Below are 20,316 nucleotides of genomic sequence, written 5' to 3'. Positions count from 1 at the left end.
TCATAGGGTGATGCGCCAATCGTTCAGGTCGTCGGCCGGTCCGTCCTGCAGGCCGCCGGCGACCCGGTGGGCATGCAGCGGCGACAGCGGCGTGTCGTCGGCCGGCGGATGCCAGGCCAGGTGCAGGCCGGCCTGGGCGTCGTCGGCCTGCGGTGCGGATGGCGCGGCCGGGTCGGCGTCGCGGCGCGCGCGCGGCTTGCGGCCCACCGCCGCCAGCGCCGCCAGCGCGGCCAGCCAGGGCTGGTCGAGCAGGGCCAGCGGGCCGGCCGGCGCGGGCGAGGCCGGCACGGTGGCCGCTCGCGGCGCGCGCAGGGTGCCGGCCTCCGGCGTGACGTGGAAGCGCACGCGGTAGTCGCCGCCCGGCCGGCCGCTGTCGTCGCCGTCCAGCAGCTGGCCATCGGGCGTGGCGAAGGCGCCGGCGGCGGACACCAGCCGCAGGGTGTAGTCGCCCTCCGGCAGCAGGCCGCCTTCGGCCAGGAACACGAAGCCCTGGCCGTCGGGGTCGAACAGCAGCACGCCGGCCACCGGGCGGCCGTCGCGCATCACCTGCACATGCGGCGAATGCCAGGCATGGCCCTCCGCATCGCGCTGGGCCAGGCGGGCCACGTCCACCGGCAGGCTGAAGCGCACCCGCAGGCCGTTGCCGGAGAACACCACCGCGCTGACGCGCAGCACGCCCGGCTGCGGCGGCTGGCCGCTGGCGGTGGGCTCGTTTTCCAGCAGCTCGGCCATCGCATCGGCGGTGAGCACCGGGGGCAGGCTGGTGCCCGGCGGCGCGCCCACGGCGCGGCCCTGCACGTTGGGATGCGCCGACTGCAGGTACAGCGCCGGCTGCACACCGGCCAGGCCATCGAGCGCACCGGCGCGGCCGGGCTGCACGCCCAGGCCCAGTCCGGCCAGGCCGCCGGCAGTGGACAGGCCGAAGCCGCCGGCCAGCAGGCCGGCGCCCACGGTGGTGCCGGTGGTGGCCGGCGTGCCGGTGCCGGGGCTGCTGCCCGGGGTTCCGCCGCCACTGCCGACACCACTGCCGACGCCACCCACGCCGCCGGCGCCGGAGCCGACACCGCCGGTGCCGTTCCCGTTGCCATTCCCGGTGCCGCCTCCCGTGCCGCCACCGCTGCCGCCGCCATCGACCGGCGGCGGCAGGCCGTCGGCCAGCACCGTCAGCGCCAGCGGCGCGGCCTGCCAGCGGCCGTCGTCGTCGATCGCGGTGACCACCACCGAGCGCTGCGCGCTGGCGGTGTACACATGGCTGGCCCGGGTGGCGTCGGCGCCCAGCACGCTGGTGCTGCCGTCGCCCCAGTCCACCACCCAGCCGGTCACGGCGTCGGCGGCGTCGGCATAGGCCAGGTCCAGCACATAGGGCTGGCCCACCACCACGCGGTTGGCGCCGCCGGCCCGCACCGCGGGTGCCAGGTTGCGCACGCCCACGTCGAAGCTGCGGCTGCTGCTGGCGCCGGCCACGTCCACCACCCGCACGGTGAAGCGGCTGGTGGCCGCGCCATCGGCGGCGCGCCAGGTGAGCCGGCCCTGCGGCGACAGCACCGCGCCGGCCGGCGCCTCGTCCAGCGTCCAGCGCAGGGCGTCGCCGTCGGCATCGCCGGCGGAGAGGTCGAGCGTCCAGCCCTGGCCTTCGTCCAACAGCGGCGGCACCACCGGCGCGATCACCGGCGCGTCGTTCACCGGCCGCACCACCAGCGTCACCGTGGCCAGGGCGCTGCGGCCGCTGCCGTCGGTGGCGCGGTAGCTGAAGCTGTCGCTGCCGTGGAAGTCGGCGTCCGGCGTGTAGCTGAAGCGGCCGTCGGCCAGCAGCAGCACGCGGCCATGCTGCGGCCCGCTGGCCAGCACCGCGGCCAGCGCAGCGCTGCCGCTGTCGTTGGCCAGCACGTCGAGGGCCAGGCTGCCGTCCTCGTCCAGCACCGCCTGGTCGTCGCGTGCCACCGGGGCCGCGCCGCCTTCCTGCGGCGGCTGCACCACCACGGTCACGTTGACGGCCACGCTCGCACCGGCGCCGTCCAGCGCCCGGTAGCTGAAGACGTCGGTCCCCGCGAAGCCCGCGGCCGGCGTGTACACCACGCGGCCATCGGCCGACCACTGCAGGCTGCCGTGCGCCGGGCCGCTGACCAGTTCGGCCGCCAGCACCGGGCCGTCCACGTCGGCGTCGTTGGCCAGCAGGTCCAGCGCCACCGGCGTGCCGGCCGCCGTCACCGCGGCATCGCCCTGCGCCACCGGCAGGTCGTTGACGGCCGCCACTTCCAGCGTGACCGTGGCCAGGTTGCCGAACAGGCCGCCGGCCACCACGCGGTAGGTGAAGCTGTCTACGCCGTACCAGTCGGCATCGGGCGTGTAGCTGTAGCGGCCATCAGCCTGGCGCACCAGCACGCCATGGGCCGGCCCCTGCACCAGCAGCGTGTCCAGCGGGTCGCCGTCGGCATCGCTGTCGTTGGCCAGGAGGTCCAGCAGCGCGCTGCCGTCCTCGGGCAGGGCGAAGGCATCGTCCGCCGCCACCGGCGCCTGGCCGCCATCGCCGAAGCCGAAGCCCACGTCGTCCAGCACCACGCGGCTGCCGCGGGCGCCGAAGCCCAGCAGGTCGAAGAACAGCGCCGCCTGGCTGCCCGCCGGCAAGGCCGACAGGTCCACCACCACGCGGGTGCTGCCGTCGGGCAAGGCCACCGTCTGCACGCCGGCGGCGCGGTACGCGGTGCCGTCGGCCTGCAGGTTGAACAGGGCGTCGCTGCCCGCCAGCCCGATGGTGGCGCCCAGCGGCGCCAGCGTGGCCGCATCCAGCAGTGCCACCTCGAAGGCATCCTGCGGTCCGCCGGCCACCGGGTCGAACTGCGCCGACACCAGCGTGAAGTGCAGCGTGCGGGCACCGGCCGGCACCTGCAGCGCCTGGGTGAAGCGCGAGGCCAGCGTGCCGTCTTCGGTCAGCACGCCGCGGCCGGCTTCCACCCGGGCGCCGCCCACGGCCGTCCAGCCGCCGCCGGCGCCGCCGAGCACGGTGCCGAAGTCGCCGTTGATCACCGCCACCGGCAGCGCCGGTGCGGCGGTGGCCGCAGCCGGGCCGGCCGGCAGCCCGGTGGCGGGCAGGCCGGCCGCGCGTGCGGCGGCCAGCACCGCCGCATCCAGCGCCGAAGGCAGCCGGCGCTGGCCGGTGGCCAGCTGCGTGGCCATCAGGTCGCCGGCATCGGCCAGGTGCTGGCCATCGGCCGACAGCGCCGCCTGCACGCCCGGCGCGACGAACACCAGCGAGCCGTCCGCCGCCTGCTGCACATGCCGGTCGAAGCCGGCGAAGCCGCGCAGCAGGCCCAGGCTGTGGCCCAACTCATGCGCCACCACGCTGAAGAGGTCGAAGCGGCCGGCCGCGGCGGAACCGGCGGCGCCGAATTCCGACGCCTCCAGCGGCGTGGCATCGGCGAACCAGCCGCGGCCATCCGCATTCCAGTCCAGCACGATGCGCGCCTCGGCCGGCCTGCCGTCGGTGCCCAGGCCGGTGACGAAGGCCTGGCCCAGCTGGCCGTCGGCCAGGTCGGCGATGGACACCCGCAGCAGCAGCCCGGCGGTGTCGCCCAGCGCCTGCTGCCACAGGCCCAGCGCCGCATCGGCCAGCGACAGCAGCAGCGTCGTGTCCTGCAGCACCGCCGATTCCGGCAGGGCCGCGGCCGGCTGCGCGGCCGGCGTGGCCTGCAGCGGCGCGCCGCCCGGCAGGCCGGCGGCGGGCGCCTGCGGCCCCGGCGCTGCACCGCCGGTCGGCTTGTAGCCGTGGGTGTTGGCCATCGGCAGGGGGTTGCCGTTGCTGCCGCGCACCAGCGAGGCCTCCAGTTCGTACACGCCGCCGCCGCGCACCGGCATCTGGTGCACGAAGGTGGTCTCGTACTCGGAGATCCAGCTCAGCCCGGTCTGCCGCACGCCGCCGTGCGGGTAGGGCACCTCGGCCCGCAGCAGGTAGGGCCGGGTGCCCGGCCGGTTCTGCGCCGCGGTGAGCGCGAAGTACTCGGCGAAGTCGCGCTGCGAGGTCATGGAGATGCCGGGCGAGCTCGGGTTGGATCCGTCCACATGCACCGCCACCATCTGCTGCAGCGGCGAGCCCGGCCGGTTCTGGCGGGCGGCGATCTCCAGCGCCCAGGCCTCGGCCTGGGCCGGCGTGAGGCCGTTGCGGGCCGCGTTCGACAGCAGCGGCTGGCCGGCCGACACCTGGCCGGCCAGGCCGGCCGCTTCCTCGGGCGTGAGGGCGATGCCGCGCCACAGCGTCTGCGTGCGGGTGGCCTGCACCGCGGCGGCCACGTTGCCGCCGGCCGCGCCCAGGCGGTTGGCGGTGCCCACGCCGCTGCCCACCGTCACCCAGTCCAGGCTGCTGCCACCGCCCAGGGCGGCGCCGGCCAGCTTCGGGCCGCTGGTGGCGGTGCGGCTGGTGACGTTGGCGCCGGCCGGCCGCTTCCAGCTGGCGTACCAGGGCTCGGTCCCGTTGCTGGCGATGGCGCGGTTGTAGATCTGGCGCTCGGACAGCTCGCGCGTGACCAGGCTGCCGACGTCGTCCAGCCGGAAGCCGGTGACCGCGCCCGGGCCGCCCAGCTTGGCGATGCCCTCGTAGTTCAGGTAGCCGCCGCGCAGCACGTCCATGGTGTTGTGCGAGCCGTGGATGAACGACGGCGTGTGGCCCATGGACGCCAGCCGCTCGTTCAGCCGGTGGCCCAGGGCCACCACCTCGTCGTTGCCCAGCACCTTCAGCGGCTGGCCCGGCACCGAGTAGGTGACGCGGGCGATGTCCAGGTCGGAGCGGTAGAAGTTCTTCTGCGCCCAGTCCTTGAAGCGCTGGCCGAAGGTCTCGCCGCTGGCCTGCTGCCAGGAAGTGCGCAGCGACTTGAAGTCGGTGATGGTGCCCTTGGACGAGATGCCGAAGATCGACTTGGCCTTCAGCACCTCGGGCTTGGCCTCCAGGCCCAGCCGCGCGCCCAGCTTGCTGATCTTCTCGGTCAGCACGTCCACCGAGCGCAGCTCCATGCGCAGCTCGCCCGGCGCATAGGCGGTGCCGGCCAGGTTCAGGCCCTCGCGGCGGGCCAGCGACATCTCCTGCGACACCGCCAGCCGCTCGAAGGAATCGGCCGCGCTGCGCGCGCCGAACAGGTCCTTCAGCGTGCTCTTGGTCTTGGCGACCATGACGTCCCGGACCGGCTTGGGCTTCTCGGCGAAGGGCCGCGGCTTGAAGTTGGCCTCCAGCCACTGCGCCACGTCGCGGCGGTAAGTGACGGCGCCGCGCGCCTGAGCCGCGGCGGCCTGCGCGGCGCGCAGTTCGCCGGCCAGCTGGCGGGCGCGCTGCACCTCGGCGGCCTCGGCCACCGCAGCGGCCTCGGCCCGCAGCGCGCGGCCGGAAGCCATGGCGCCTTCGATGGCCGAGGCGGTGCGGATGCCCGACACCAGCTCGGAGCCCGCACGCACCACCGCACCGGCCACCGGCACCACCACGGCGGCCACCTCGGCCACCGGCTTGGCGAAGGTGAAGCCGGCCTTGAGGTTGTCGGTCAGGCTCTCGCTGCTGTAGAGGCGCTCGACATTGGCGGCCCAGGCATCGAAGGATTCGCCGATGGCGCTGCCGACCCGGGAAGGCAGCTGGCCGATGGTGGTCACGGTGTGCAGCAGGTCGCTGCAGGGGTCCATCGCCTCCTGCATGCGCTGCGCCTGCACCCGGGCCATCTCGGCGTCCTTCTTGGCCGTCAGGCCCGACCAGCCGTGCTGCATCGCATAGTCGATGTCGCTGCCGACCTGCCAGCCGGCATCGAACACCATGCCCAGCGTCATGTCCCAGGCGGCCTTGGCCACGCCGGCCACGGCGCCCACGCCCACGGCCACGCTCTTGCCCACCTGCTGCAGGAATTCCTCGGCGGTGCGGCCGGTGGGGTCGGTGCGGGTGAGCGGGTTGTTGCCCACGTAGCGGTACAGGTTGGCATCGCCGGCGGCGAAGCCGCTTGGGTCCTCGCTGGCAAAGCGGCCGATGGCCGGGTCGTACCAGCGGGCGCGGTAGTCGGCCAGTCCCAGCGCGGCATCGAAGTCGCGGCCGGTGAATCCGAAGCGCGGCGCCTGGGCCGGCGCGCTGTGCGAGACCACCCGGCCGAAGGTGTCGTAGCGCACATGGTCGAGCAGGCTGCCGCCGGCATCGGCCACGTCGCGCACGGTGTTCAGGTGGTCGCCCAGCGACCAGCGCAGCGCGCCGCCACGCTGCTCGGCCAGCACCATGTCGGTCCGCGGGCCGAGGAAGAAGCGCTCGGCCACCTGGCCGGCGCCGTCGAACACCATCGCGACGTGGGTGCCGTTCCAGGCGTAGCCCTCGGTGTTGCCGTCCACGGTGCGCGAGACCTTGCGGTCGAAGGCGTCGTAGCGCAGCGCCACCGTCTTCAGCAGCTGGCCGCCGGCATCGCGCGTGACGGCGCCCACCAGGCGGTTGAGGTGGTCCCAGGCGTAGGTGGTCACCTGGCCGGTGGCAATCTCGGTGCGGGTGCTGCGGTTGCCTTCGGCGTCGTAGGTGTAGCGGTAGGTGCCGTCGCTGGTCAGCCGGTTGTCGGTGTCCACCGTCACGCCGGTCTGCACCGGGTTGCCGGCGGGGTCGTAGCCGAAGGCCTCGTCGGGCTGGCCGCTGTGGTCGCTGCCCAGCACCTGGTCCAGCGCGTCGTAGCGCCAGGCGGTGCTGCCATCGGCACTGGCCTGCGCCACCAGCCGGCCGCCGATGTCCCAGGTGTTCTGGTAGTCGGCGATCACGCCGGCCGGGCCGGCGTGGGTGAGCTGCAGCAGGCGGCCTGCGCCGTCATAGCGGTAGCTGCTGACCACCGCCGGCGTGTCGCCGCTGGCGCTGGCGTGGCGCTCCACGCGCAGCAGCTGGCCGGCGGCGTCATGGCGGAATTCGGCGCGCTGGGTGGCCACGCCGGGCCCGCTGCGCAGGCTGCTGGTGCGGCGGTCCAGCCGGTCGTAGCCATGCGCCGTGGTGGCGCCCGGCTGGCCGTCCAGCGTCTCGGTCTCGACCAGCAGGTTGCCCACCGCGTCGTAGCGGCTGTCCAGCACCAGGCGCGGGCGGCCCGGCGCGGCGGCGGTATCGGTCTGGATGCGGCGGCCCAGGCCGTCGTAGCGGAAGCTGGTGTCGGTGTCGGGATCGGTGACATTCAGCAGCTGGCCGGCGGCATCGAAGCGCCGCACGATGCTGCGCACCAGCGCGCCGCCGGCGTCCAGCCAGCGCTCCTCGGTCGGGCGGTCCAGGTCGTCGTACCCGAACTCGGTGATGCGGCCCAGCGCATCCACCCGGCGCGTGAGGCGGCCGGCGGCATCCCAGGTGCTGCTGCGCTCGTGGCCCAGCGTGTCCTTCTCCAGCGTCACCCGGCCCAGCTCGTCGTGCTGGTAGGTGGTGGTGTTGTCGTTGGGATCGGCCAGCGCGGTCAGGCGGCCGGCGGCATCCCAGGTCCAGCGCGTCTTGCCGCCGGCGTCGTCCAGGCGCTCGATGCGGCGGTCCAGCCGGTCGTACACCGTCTTCTCGCTCTCGCCATGCGGATCGATGCGTTCCACCAGGTTGCCCACGGCGTCGTAGCGCCATTCGGTGACCGCGGCGGCCAGGGAGCCGCCCGGGCCGTCCGGGTCCGGCGCCACCATGCCGATGCGGCGGCCCAGCGCGTCGTAGGCATAGGCGGTGGTGCGGCCCAGCACGTCGGTCTCGGCCAGCACGCGGCCCATCGCGTCGTAGCGGGTGGTGGCCACGCCCTGGGCGGCATCTGTGATGCTCACCACGCGGTCCAGCGCGTCGTAGCCGCGGGTGGTCACACGGTCCAGCGCATCGGTGACGGTGAGCAGGTTGCCCACCGCGTCATAGCCGTAGCGGGTGACCGGCGCGGCCTGCGCGCCACTGCCATCGGGGTCGGGCAGGGTGATGGCGAGCAGGCGGTCCAGCGCATCCCAGCTGCGGGTGGTGGTGCGGCCCAGCACGTCGGTGCTGGCCACCAGGCGGCCGGCGGCGTCGTAGGCCATGGTGGTGCGGCCCGCTTCGGCGTCGACGGTCTCCACCAGCCGGTCCAGGCCGTCGTAGCGGTAGACGGTGCGGCGGTTCAGCGGGTCGATGGTCTCCACGGTGTTGCCCACCGCGTCGTACACCGTGGTGCTCAGGCCCTGGCGGGCATCGGTCACCGTGGTGCGGCGGCCCAGCGCGTCGTAGCCGTAGCGGGTGGTGTGCTGCAGCGGATCGGTCACCGCCAGCAGGCGGCCGGCGGCGTCGTAGGCATAGCGGGTGACGGGCGCGGCCTGCGGGCCGGCGTCGCCGTCGGGGTCGGCCTGGGTCAACGTCGTCAGCCGGTTCAGCGCGTCGTAGGCGTACTGGGTGGTGCGGCCCAGCGCATCGGTCACGGACAGCACGTTGCCCACCGCGTCATGGCGGGTCACGGTCTCGTGCTGCAGCGGGTCGATCACATGGGTGCGGCGGTCCAGCGCGTCGTAGCGGTAGCGGGTGGTGTGCTGCAGCGCGTCGGTGGTGGCCACCAGGTTGCCCACGGCGTCGTAGGCGAAGGTGGTCACCGGCGCGGCCTGCGCGCCGGCCTCGCCGTCCGGGTCGGGCAGCGTGGTGCTCACCAGGCGGTCGAGGTCGTCGTAGGCATGGCGCGTGGTGCGGCCCAGCGCATCGGTGGTGGACAGCAGGTTGCCCACCGCGTCGTAGGCGGCGAAGCTGCGCTGCTGCAGCGCATCCACCACTTCCACGCGGCGGTACAGCGCGTCGTACACATGGCGGGTGGTGCGGTCCAGCGCATCGGTGGTGGCCACCAGGTTGCCCACGCGGTCGTAGGCGTAGCGGGTGGTGGGCCGCGCCTGCGCGCCGGCCTCGCCGTCGGGGTCGGGCGAGGTCACGCTAACCAGCCGGTTCAGCCGGTCGTAGGCCAGGTCGGTGCGGCGGCCGGCGGCGTCGATGCTGGCCACCACGTTGCCCACCGCGTCATACACCTGGCTGCGGGTGTGCTGCAGCGCATCGGTGGTGCTGGTGCGGCGGTTCAGCTTGTCGTAGCCGAACTGCGTCACCTCGTTCATCGGGTCGGTCACCGCCAGCAGGTTGCCCACCGCGTCGTAGCGGTAGCGGGTGACCGGCGCGGCCAGCGGGCCGTCCTCGCCGTCGGGGTCGGGCTGGAAGGTGGCGGTCACCCGGCCCAGCGGGTCGTACTCGAAGCGCGTGATGCGGCCGAGTGCGTCGCGGGTTTCCTTCACCAGGCCCCGCTCGTCGTACACGGTGAAGCTGCTGCCGCTGCGCGGGTCGATCACCTCCACCACGCGGTCCAGCGCGTCGTAGACGAACTGGGTGCTGCGGTCCAGCGCGTCGGTCACGCTCACGCGGTTGCCCGCGGCGTCGTAGCCATAGCGCGTCACCGGCGCGGCGGCGCCGCCGCTGCCGTCGGGATCGGGCTGCGTCATCTTCACCAGGCGGTCCAGGCGGTCGTACTCGTAGCCGGTCACCCGGCCCAGCGCGTCCTGCTGGCTGAGCACGTTGCCCACCGCGTCGTAGGTGGTGATGGCGGTGCGCTGCAGCGCATCGGTGAAGCTGGTGCGGCGGTTCAGCGCGTCGTAGCCGTAGAAGCTGCGGTGTTCCTCGGCATCGATGCTTTCCACCAGGTTGCCCACGGCGTCGTAGACGTAGCGGGTCACCGGCGCCGGCTGCTCGCCGGCGCCGTCCGGGTCGGCATCGGTGGTGCGGATGCGGCGGTCCAGCGCGTCGTACGCATGCGTGGTCACGCGGCCCAGGGCATCGGTCTCGGTGAGCAGGTTGCCCACCGCGTCGTAGCTGCGCAGGCTGCGGCCGTTCTCCGCATCCACCGTGGCCACCAGGCGGTCGAGCTTGTCGTACTCATGCCGGGTGACGTGGTTGCGGGCGTCGGTCACCGACAGCAGGTTGTCGTTGTCGTCGTAGGTGTAGCGCGTCACCGGCGCGGCCACGCCGCCCAGGCCGTCGGGGTCGGGCTGGGTCATGCGCACCAGGCGGTACCAGGCGTCGTAGACGTAGCTGGTCTCGTGGCCCAGCGCATCGACGGTCCTGGTGACGTTGCCCACCGCGTCGTACTCGCTGCGGGTCACGCGCTCCAGCGCGTCCACGGTGCGGATGCGGCGGTCCAGGTCGTCGTAGACATGGCGCGTGACATGGTTGCGCGGGTCGGTGACGGACAGCAGGTTGCCCACCGCGTCGTAGGCATAGCGGGTCACCGGCGCGGCCTGCGCGCCGCTGCCGTCGGGATCGGGCTCGGTCACGCTGATGCGGCGGTCCAGGCCGTCATAGGCATAGACGGTGCGGCGGCCCAGCGCGTCCACCGTGGCGGTGACGTTGCCCACCGCGTCGTATTCCACCGTGGCGGTGTGCAGCAGCGCATCGGTCACGCCGGTCTGGCGGTTCAGCTCGTCGTAGCTGCGGATGGTGCGGCGGTTCAGCGGGTCGATGGTCTCCACCAGGTTGCCCACCGCGTCGTACGCGTAGCGCGTCACTGGCGAGGTGGAAGCGCCGCTGCCGTCGGGGTCGGGCTCGGTGAGCCGCACCAGGCGGTCGAGCGCGTCGTACTGGTAGCGGGTGACCCGGCCCTGCGCGTCGGTGCGCGAGAGCACGTTGCCCACCTTGTCGTAGGCGATGACGGTCACGCCGTTCTCGGCATCGCGCTCCTCCACCAGGCGGTTGAGCCGGTCGTAGCGCTGCTCGGTGGCGTGATGCCGCGGGTCGACGGTGCGCACATGGTTGCCCACGTCGTCGTACACATGCTCGGTGATGCGCTCGGCGCCGTCGTCGCCCTGCTCGCGCACATGGGTCAGGCGGTGCAGCTCGTCGTAGTCGTAGAAGGTGGTGTGGCCGGCGGCATCAGTCTCGCGGGTGCGGTTGCCCACGCGGTCGTAGCCGTAGGTGGTGTGCTGCTGCAGCGCATCCACCACTTCCACCAGCTGGTCCACCTCGTCGTAGATGTAGACGGTCTCGCGCTCCAGGGCGTCCACCACGCGGGTGAGGTTGCCCACCGCGTCGTAGCTGCGCAGGGTGACGGGCGCGGCCAGCGGGCCGCTGCCGTCGGGATCGGGGCCGGTGGTCTTCTTCAGCCGGTTGAGCTTGTCGTACTCGGCCGTGGTCTTGCGGCCCAGCGCATCCAGCGTTTGCACCACGTTGCCGGCCAGGTCGTAGGTGGTGTGCACCGTCTGCTGCCGCGCATCGCGGCTCCAGACGCGGCGGTTCTGCAGGTCGTAGCCGTGGGTGGTGGTGTGCTCCCGCGCGTCGGTCTCGGCCACCAGGTTGCCGGCGGCGTCGTAGGCATATCGCGTCACCGGCGAGGCCAGCGGGCCGTCCTCGCCGTCGGGGTCGGCGGCGATGGTGCGGATGCGGCGGTTGAGCTGGTCGTACTCGTGTGCCGTCACGCGGCCCAGCGCATCGATCTCCTGCGCCAGGTTGCCTGCCAGGTCGTAGCGCCACTCGGTCACGCCCTGCTCGGCGTCGGTGCGGCGGATCGCCCGATTCATCCGGTCGTATTCGGTGACCGTGGTGCGCAGCAGCTCGTCGGTCTCCACCGTGCGGTTGCCCACCGCGTCGTACTGCATCGTGCGTGTCTTGTTGCGCGCATCGGTGATGGAGGTGCGGCGGTCCATCGCGTCGTAGCCGTAGACCGTGGTGCGGCCCAGGTCGTCGGTCACCTGCACCAGGTTGTCGGCCGCGTCGTACAGCATGGTGGTGGTGCGGCCCAGGTGGTCGCGGGTCTCCACCAGGCGCTCGCGGGCGTCGTACTCGTAGTGCGTGGTGTGGCCGTTCTCGTCGGTCACGCTGTGGGCCAGCTCGCCGCCTTCGTAGCCGTAGTGGCGGTGGCCGTTCTCCGGGTCGATCACCTCCTTCAGCCGGTTGCGCAGGTCGTAGACGTAGCGGGTCTCGTAGCCGCGCGGATCGATCACCTTCTCAAGGTTCTCGGCGTTGTTGTAGACGTAGGTGGTCACGCCGCCCTCGGCGGCCTTGACGGTGAGCACCCGGCCGCGGGTGTCGTAGGTGCGGGTGGTGACGCCGCCGCGCGGGTCGGTGCGGGTGAGCTCGTTGCCCGCCGCGTCATAGGTATGCGTGGTCACCGGCGAGCCGAGCGGCCCGGCGGCGCCGTCGGGGTCGGCCTCGATCAGCGTCACCACGCGGTTCATCGCGTCGTACACGTAGCGGGTGACGCGGCCCAGTTCGTCGGTGATGGCGGTGGTGTTGCCCGCCGCGTCGTAGCCGTAGCGGCGCATCGTGCCATCGGGGTTGATGGTCAGCGCCAGCCGGCCCTGCGCGTCGTAGCGGTAGATCGTCTGCCGGCCCATCGGGTCGGTCATCGAGCTCATCATGCCCTGCGGCAGGTAGCTGTAGAGCCAGGTGCTGCCGTCCGGGTGGCGGGTGGCGAGGTTGTTGCCCTTGTCGTCGATGGTGTAGTGGGTGGTGCGGTGAAGCTCGTCGGTGACCGAGGTCACCTGGTTGAAGCGGCCGTCGTAGGTCAGGCGCGTGGCGGCGCCCGGGGCGGATTCGTCGTCGCTGTAGCTCAGGCGGTTGCCGCGCTCGTCGTAGGTGGAGCGCACCACATGGCCTTCGGCATTGGTGTGCTCGATCACGCGGCCGAAGTCGTCGCGGACGAACTTCTCCAGCAGGCCCAGCTCGTCCTGTTCCTGCAGCACCAGGCCGCGCTCGTCCAGCGTCACCGTGCGGGTGTTGCCGTTGGGCAGCTCGTAGGTGGCGGTGAACTGCTCCAGCCGTTGCGTGGTCACCAGCGCGGGGTTGTCCTTGCTGGCGGTCAGGGCAGGGTCGATCAGCCCGTTCACCTGCCAGGGCTGCACCTTCATCGTGCTGCCGTCGGGCCGCAGTGCCTCCACCAGGCGACCATGGTTGCCGTAGGTGTTGCTCTCCACGCCGCCCAGCTTGTTCACCTCGCTGGTCATGTGGCCCTTGGCGTCGTAGCCGAAGCGCCGCATCGAGCCGTCGGGGTCGGTGATGGCGATGAGGTCGCGGCCGCTGTAGGACAGCCGCGTGGTGCGGCCGGCCGCATCCACGATCTCGCTGACCTGCTGGCCGCTGTAGCCGAAGCGGGTGACGCCGCCCACCGGGTCGGTGATGGACTGCAGCAGGCCGGCGGCGTCGTAGGCGTAGCGGGTCTCGTTGCCGTAGCGGTCGCGCACCGACTGCAGCCGGCCCGGCTGCAGCTTGCCGGCGGCGTCGATGGCCTGCGCGCTGTACAGGTACACCGTGCCGTCGCGCAGCGTGCGGCGGAAACTGCCGTCGGTCAGCCGCTCGAAGGTGGAGAAGTCGGAGGGCAGGGTGCTGTAGCTCTCGGCCACGCCCGGCGCGCAGCTGGAGGCGTCGTAGCCCGGCAGCTGCTGCCGCGCGAAATGCTGCGCGCTGCCGTCGCCGTCCACCAGCGAGATGCTGCCGTCCTCGGCCTCGTACAGCGTCTGCACGCCGTCGATGCCCCAGCCGCGGCCGAAGCCGCTGTCGCTGGCATTGACATGCAGCAGCGCGCCGCTGGAGATGCGGTCCTTGCCGGCGAAGTTGGCACGGATGGTGTAGCCGTAGTAGCCCGTCTGCAGGCTGCCCAGGTCGGTCTGCACCGCCACGCTGAAGTGGTTGGTGCCCGGCGCGATGGACCAGTACTGCATCGGCCCGGTGAGGGTCTGGGTGCGGCCGTTGAAGATGATCTGCACCGACAGCAGCGCATTGCCTGCGTCGGTGAGCTCCTGCGGATGGCTGGCCATCCAGGCCTGCAGCTCGGCGCCGATGCCCTCCCAAGAGAAGTTGAGGATGGGGCTGGGATCGGCGGCCAGCGAGTCGTAGGCCAGCGTCAGGTGCTGCTCGCGGCCCAGCACGGTGCTGCCCACCAGGTCATGGGTCTCGGTCACCACGCCGGAATCCAGCTGCACCTGCGAATTGCTGTGCGGGTCGGGGCAGGTCTGCGGCTCGGTGAGCTCGGCCAGCAGGTCGCTGATGCCGAAGTCGTTGCGCTCGGCGATGCCGATGGTGCGGCCGAGGTCGAACTGGTTCCAGATGCGCGGGCCCGCGCCCACCTGCGTGGGATGCGACTCCAGGCCCTGCGGCGCGCCGCCGGTGCCCAGCGGCGCATTGGGCGAGGGGATCTTCTGGCCGTTGGCGTCCAGCACGTACTCGCCGTTGGCATTCATCAGGTAGGGCACGCCGTACACGTAGCGGCTGGCCGCGGCATTGGCCAGCAGGATGCGGTAGTCGGCGCGAATGTCGATGCCGTTGGACAGGCCCTGCAGGTTCTCCTGCAGCGGCAGGATGGTGTTGCCCAGCAGCTGCTCGATCGGGTACTTCTGCATGCGCGAGCGGCCGATGTCGCCCAGCTGCTCGATCTGGTATTCCACCTGGCCCAGCAGCGCCACGGCGTTGTAGACCAGCACCGCGCCCTCGCCGCCGCCCTGCACCCGCACGCCGCGGAAGCCGGCGTAGATGAAGTTGTGGCCGGCGCCGAAGGCCAGGTTGTCGATCAGCCCCAGCGGGATGGGCAGCGTGGCCGCCACCAGCTCGCCGTCGCGGAAGATGCCGATGTTGCTGCCCGACGGCGGCTGGCCGCTGTTGGCATTGGGGTCCTGCGAGGGCACGCCCTGGATGAAGCGGTTGAAGGCGCCCACCAGCACGTATTCCGGATGGCTGCCGATCGAGGCCTCGAAGGCATCGGCCGGAATCACCAGGATGGACACGCCGTTGTTGGCGTCGAAGGTGTCGTTGGTCGAGCCCAGCGTCATCTCGTGGGTCGAGGTGGTGGCGCTGAAGCCCGTGGGCGAATCCGAGGTGACGTGGATGAAGCCCAGCGCCTCGCTGTCGTCGTGGCGGTTGGTGTAGGCGATGCGGTGCGGATCGCCGGTGCGCTGCAGCGCATAGGTGTGCTGCCCGGTGTCGATGCGCGCGATCACCTCGCCGTAGCGGCGCGGGTTGCCGGCCTGCGGATCCTGCGGCCGGTCGGCTTCGTCGATGTTGATCACGTAGACGAAGCTGTGGTCCATCGCCGGCGTGCTGAAGTCCTCCCGGTTGGGTGCGGCGGCGTACAGGCGCTTGCCGTCCTCGCTGATGAGCACGTGGCGCACGCCCTTGGGCGCCTGCGGCAGCGTGATGGTGCGCAGCACCTGGTGGAAGGTGGCCGACTGCGGATCCACGTCGATGACGTAGATCGCGCCCTCGGTGCCGGTCTCGCCGCCCACCGGGTCCTCGTTGGACACGTAGGCCAGGCGGCCGGCCGGATCGATCTCGATCCAGAACGGGCGCGAGCCATTGGGCAGCCGGATGATGTCGATCGGATTGGCGCCGCTGGCGTCGGCATTGCCGGGATCGGCATCGGCCCACTGCATGGCCACCAGGTCGATCACGGCCACGCCCTCGTGCCCGGGCACGCCGGACAGCGTGACGTAGGCGCGGGTGTGGTCGCCGGTGAGCGCGGTGTCGCGCGGATAACCCGGCACCGGGATGCGGGCCACGGTCTGGATGGTCTGCGCCGGCTGCGGAGCGAAGGGGTCGCCCTGCGTCATCACCGCCACCTGCTGCTCCAGCCGCAGCGCGGCCACGACGTAGTTGCCGGTGGCCGGCAGCGTCAGCGGATTGCTGGCGTAGGCGCGCTCCTGCTCCTCGTATTCGCCGGTGCACGGGCCCACGCCCAGCACCGTGTCGATGCGCACCACGGCCACCTTGGCCACGCCGGCGATCACGGTGGGCGGCAGCTCCACCACGATCTGCTGCTGGCCGTTGACCACCTGCAGCGGCTGCACCACCGGGGCTTCGAACATCTGGCCCTGCTGCTGGAACACCACCACCAGGCGCGAGCCCAGGCTGCTGGCCGGGCTGCCCTGCAGCTGCTGCCCGGTGATGACCATCACCGGCCGGGTGGTGCCGCCCACCTGGCGGAACTCCAGCTGCATGCCGGTGAGCGCCGGGCTGCGCGGCGTGGCCTGCGGCGGACGCTCCAGCGTCACCGCCACGTTGGTCACCGCCGCCGGATTGAGTTGCACGCCCACCGTGGTGGTGACGGGCAGGCTGTCGGGCGGAATGGCGGTGACCGTCAGCTGCGACACGTCCATGCTGATGGCGATGAACGGCGCCACGGTGGCGATGCCGCCGATGCCGCCGCCGCTGATGATGGGGATGATGCCCACCGGTACGTTGACGGTGAGCACCCCGCGCGCCAGCGCCACGCGGCTGGACGGATCGCCCAGCACGTACAGGCCTGAGGGCGTGACGCCCGGGTAGGGCGGCGAGCTGGTGCGGGCATAGCCGTCGGCACCCACCACCGCGATCTCGTCCTGGAACCACATGTCCACCAGGTTGCCGCTGGCGTCGGGCAGCTTGGCGGCGCGGAACAGGTACAGCGTCTTGCCCACCGGCACCGTGTCGGGCACCTTGATGGCCAGCTGCGCCGGCACGTCGAGCTGGCCGCCGAAGTCGATCTGGAAGCTGCCCAGCAGGCCGAACTCGGCCGGCATGGGCATCGGCAGCGTGGTGGCCGGCGTGATGGAGACGGACACGTCCGCGCCCAGCGCACCCGGGCCCACCGCCAGCACCGCGCGGCCGTCGGCCGACGCCACCGCGCCGCCCTGGCTGCCCAGCACCGCCTGGCCCACGGCGGGCGCCTGCACCCGCACCGGCACCACGAACTCGGCGCCCTTGTAGATGACGGTGACCTGGGTGTCGCCCGCCAGCGCGCCGGCCTTCACCAGGCCGTCCAGGCTGGTGGACACCAGCGCGCCGTTGCCGCTGAAGTACAGCGCGCCGGCCTGCGCCGCAGAGACGTTGCGGCCGTCCAGCGTCACCAGCAGCGGCTTCTGGCCGGTGACCGGCACCAGCGTCAGCCCGTGCGGGTAGACGTCGATGCCGCTGGCCAGCTGCACCTCCTCGAACGGATTGGGACGGCCGGCCACCACGGCGGTGGCCGCCTGGATGTCGCCGCGCCGCACCACCAGGGCGGCGAAGCCTTCCTTGACCGCCACCACGGTGTCCTCGCGCACCTTGCGCAGCACGCTCTCGTCAATGCTGCTGAGCAGGTAGTAGTCGGGCGGCAGCTCCACGCCCTGCTGGTCGGCGAAGTCGCCGATGACCACCGGGCGGTCCAGGTGGCCCAGCTGCAGCTCGGGCCGGCGGTGGGCGAAGTCCAGCCGCACCAGCGGCGCATCGCTGACCTTGACGGTGAAGGCGTGCAGCAGGCTCTGGGTGTAGCCGTCGTCGGCCACGATGCTGAAGCTGGCGTCGCCGGCGAAGCCATCGTCGGGGCGGAACAGCACCCGCAGGCCGTCGCCCGACAGCCGGGCCACGCCATGCGCGGCACCGACGATGCGGAAGGTGACCGGGTCGCCTTCGGGGTCGTCGATCAGCGTGGACACGGCCACCTGCGTGCTGAGCGACATGTGGGTGAAGCCGGCGCCGTTGCGCACCGTCGGACCCTGGTTGGGCGAGAAGCCCAGGTTGCCGAACAGCAGCGCCGCATCGGCAGCGTCCACGTCGCCGTCGCGGTCGATGTCGGCCCCGGCCTGCCAGCCGCTGCCGCCCGGCAGGCTGCCGCGCGCGGCCATGAAGGCGGCCACGTCCGCACCGTCCACCCGCTGGTTGCCGTCCACGTCGCCGGCAGCGAACAGCCGCAGCGTGTAGCCACCCGAGCCGCCGGCCGCGGCCACGCGCAGCGTGCGCAGGCCGTCCTCTGTCACCCGGAAGATGGCGAAGCTGCGCCCGCCCTGCGTGGCGGAGGCGATGGCCTGCAGGCCGTCGACCTGGGGCAGCGCCGGGGCCAGGCTGCCGCCCGCGGCCGTCAGCTCCACGCCCAGCAGGAAGGCACCGCCCTGCGGCAGGGCCACCTCGCTGGGCCGCACCGCCAGGCTGTACAGGTCCTGCCCGCCCGCGGACAGCACGCCGCTGAAGGCCTGGCCCAGGTAGCGCAGCGCGCCGCCCAGGTCGGCGGTGAGGGTGCGGGTGGTGACGGTGCTGCCGTACTCCACCACCCGGCCGCCGCCGGCACCGGCCACCAGCGTGAGCCGGTGGTCGTCCGGCTGGCTGTAGGCATAGCGCTCGGAGAGGCCGGCCGACAGGTCGCGGGCCGACACCAGGTTGCCGTGGCCGTCGTAGGCGTACTGCCAGCCGCGGCCGTCGGGCGCGGTCACGCCCACCAGCCGGCCTTGGGCATCCCGGGTGAAGACGATGGCCTCGTTGCCCGGGCCCTTGATGCCGCTGTCGCTGACCTGCAGCCGCACGCCGTCGGCATAGGTGATGGCGGTGACGCCGTCCTGCACCGTGAAGGCATAGCGGGTGCCCTGCGCATCCACCAGGGTGTACTGGGCGCGCTCGGCGCCGAGCGCCGCGGGGTTGTAGGCGGCGCCGTCGTCCAGCGCATAGAAGCTGCCGGCCGCGCGCTGCAGCGGCAGCGGCGCCGATTCCAGCTGCCAGGCATGGCCGTCGTCGGCCACCCAGCGGGGCAGGAAGTAGCTGGTGCCGGGCAGCAGCACCTGCTGCGGCTGGAAGGTGAAGCCCACGCGCTGGCCGTCCGGCGCGGTGACCACCACGCGTGAGCCGGCCCGCAGCGGCGCATGCACGCCGCTGGCTTCGGCACCGGTGGGCGCCAGGTCGGTGTCCAGCCGCAGGTCGCGCAGCGACAGCCGCCAGCCGTTGCCGAAGCTGCCGGCATCCGCCGCGGCCAGGGAGTCGTAGCGGCGGGTGAGGTCGAGCGTCTTGCCGCCCAGCGTGGCCTGGAAGTCGGTGACCGCATGCACGAAGTGCACCGCCGCGTCGTTGGCGGCCAGTTCCAGCGTGCGCAGGGTCTCGGCACTGCGGCCGGCGATGTCGGTGGCCGACAGCCGCAGCTGGTAGAAGCCGGCCTCGAAGCGGCGCGGGTCCAGCGTGGCCAGCGCGCCGTCCAGCGGCGCGTGGCCTTCGGCCAGCGTCACCCAGTCGTCGCTGCCGCTGCGCGCGATGGCCAGCACCCAGTGTTCCAGGTTGGCATCGGCCACCTGGCCGCGCAGCACCGTGGCACCGGCCAGCCGGCTGCCGGGCAGCGTGGGGTCCAGCGCCACCACCGGCGCGCCCAGGTCCAGCGGGTTCTTCACCCGCAGCAGCGTCTGCGTGCTGCGGGTGAAGCCGTCGATGTCGGTGGCCGTGGCCACCAGCTGGAACAGCCCGCTGGCCGGCGCGGTGAAGAAGGCGCGGCCGCTGTCGTCCAGCGCCAGCGCGGCGCCATTGACGGTGAGGCTGCGGCCGGCCAGCGCCGAGAAGGCGTCGGCCAGCACCGTGATGGCCACCGGCTGACCCGGCACCGCCGGGAAGCTGGGCGTGAGCACGATGGTCACGTCCGGGCCCTGCGGCTGGGCGGCCACGCGCAGCGCCAGGCCGCGCTCGACGATGCTGCGGCCGTCGGTCAGGCGCAGCATCACCAGGTGGTCGCCGATCTGGCCGGCGCTGGGCGTCCAGCTGAAGCGGCCGGTCTGCGCATCGACCGAGGCGCCGTCGGGCAGGCCGCTGGCCAGCAGCGTCAGCACGGCGCCGCTGTCCGGGTCGGTCATGCCGACGTCGAACTGCAGCGTCTGGCCGAGCTGCACCTGGTGGTTGCTGAAGGCCAGCACCGGTGCGCGGTTGGCATCGGCAATGGACAGGCGCACCTCCACCGTGTCCTGGGCGCCCGCGGCGTCGCGGGCGGCGAAGACCAGCGTGTAGTCGCCGGCCTGGTCGTGGCCGGGCGTCCACTGGAAGCGGCCGCTGCCGGTGTCGAAGAAGGCGCCGGCCGGCAGCGGCGACAGCGCGCTGTACAGCAGGCCCTCGCCATCGGGGTCGGTGGCCACCAGGCTGAACTGCAGCTGCTGCTGCTCCTGGCCGCCCAGCGGCGGCATCAGCGCCAGCAGCGGCGCCTGGTTGGTGGGCGTGACGGTGATGGCGATGGTCTCGCTGCTGCTGCTGGCGCCGTCGCTCACCGTGAGCACCACGCCGGCATAGCGGCCGGCGGAGAAGAGGTTGGTCTGCCAGGTGAGCAGGCCGGTGGCGCTGTCCAGCACCGCGCCGGGCGGCAGGTTGGTGGCGCTCCAGGTCAGCGGGTCGCCATCGCTGTCGCGGGCGGCCAGCTGCAGCTGCATCAGCTCGCCTTCGGCCACGCTGCGGTCGCCCACGGGCAGCAGCAGCGGCGCCGCGTTGCTGGCACGGGCCAGGACGCGCACGCTGAGCTGGTCGCTCAGGCCGGTGCTGTCGGTGACGGTGAACTGCAGGTCATGCACGCCGGCCTGGGCGGCCGTGGGTGTCCAGCGGAAGACGGCGGTGCCGTACTGGGTGCCGGGCGTGAGCGTGGCGCCCGGCGGCAGGCCGGCATGGCTGAA

The 20,316-nt window shown here is 72.8% G+C and carries 1 protein-coding gene (only partly in view); it reads right to left on the bottom strand.

Annotated elements, in window-relative coordinates; all coding sequences use genetic code 11:
- Positions 1-20,316 carry the 3' portion of an Ig-like domain-containing protein gene (locus VO99_RS02880; RefSeq protein ID WP_046111311.1) on the bottom strand. 20,538 nt of this gene lie beyond the right edge of the window, so the window shows 20,316 of its 40,854 coding nt (coding positions 20,539-40,854); the start codon falls outside the window, past its right edge — the gene reads right to left on this strand; it ends in the stop codon at positions 1-3.

Origin of the sequence: Aquincola tertiaricarbonis (assembly GCF_000969605.1) — a bacterium.
Lineage (GTDB): Bacteria > Pseudomonadota > Gammaproteobacteria > Burkholderiales > Burkholderiaceae_C > Aquincola > Aquincola tertiaricarbonis.
This window is presented reverse-complemented; position numbering and strand designations above follow the sequence as displayed.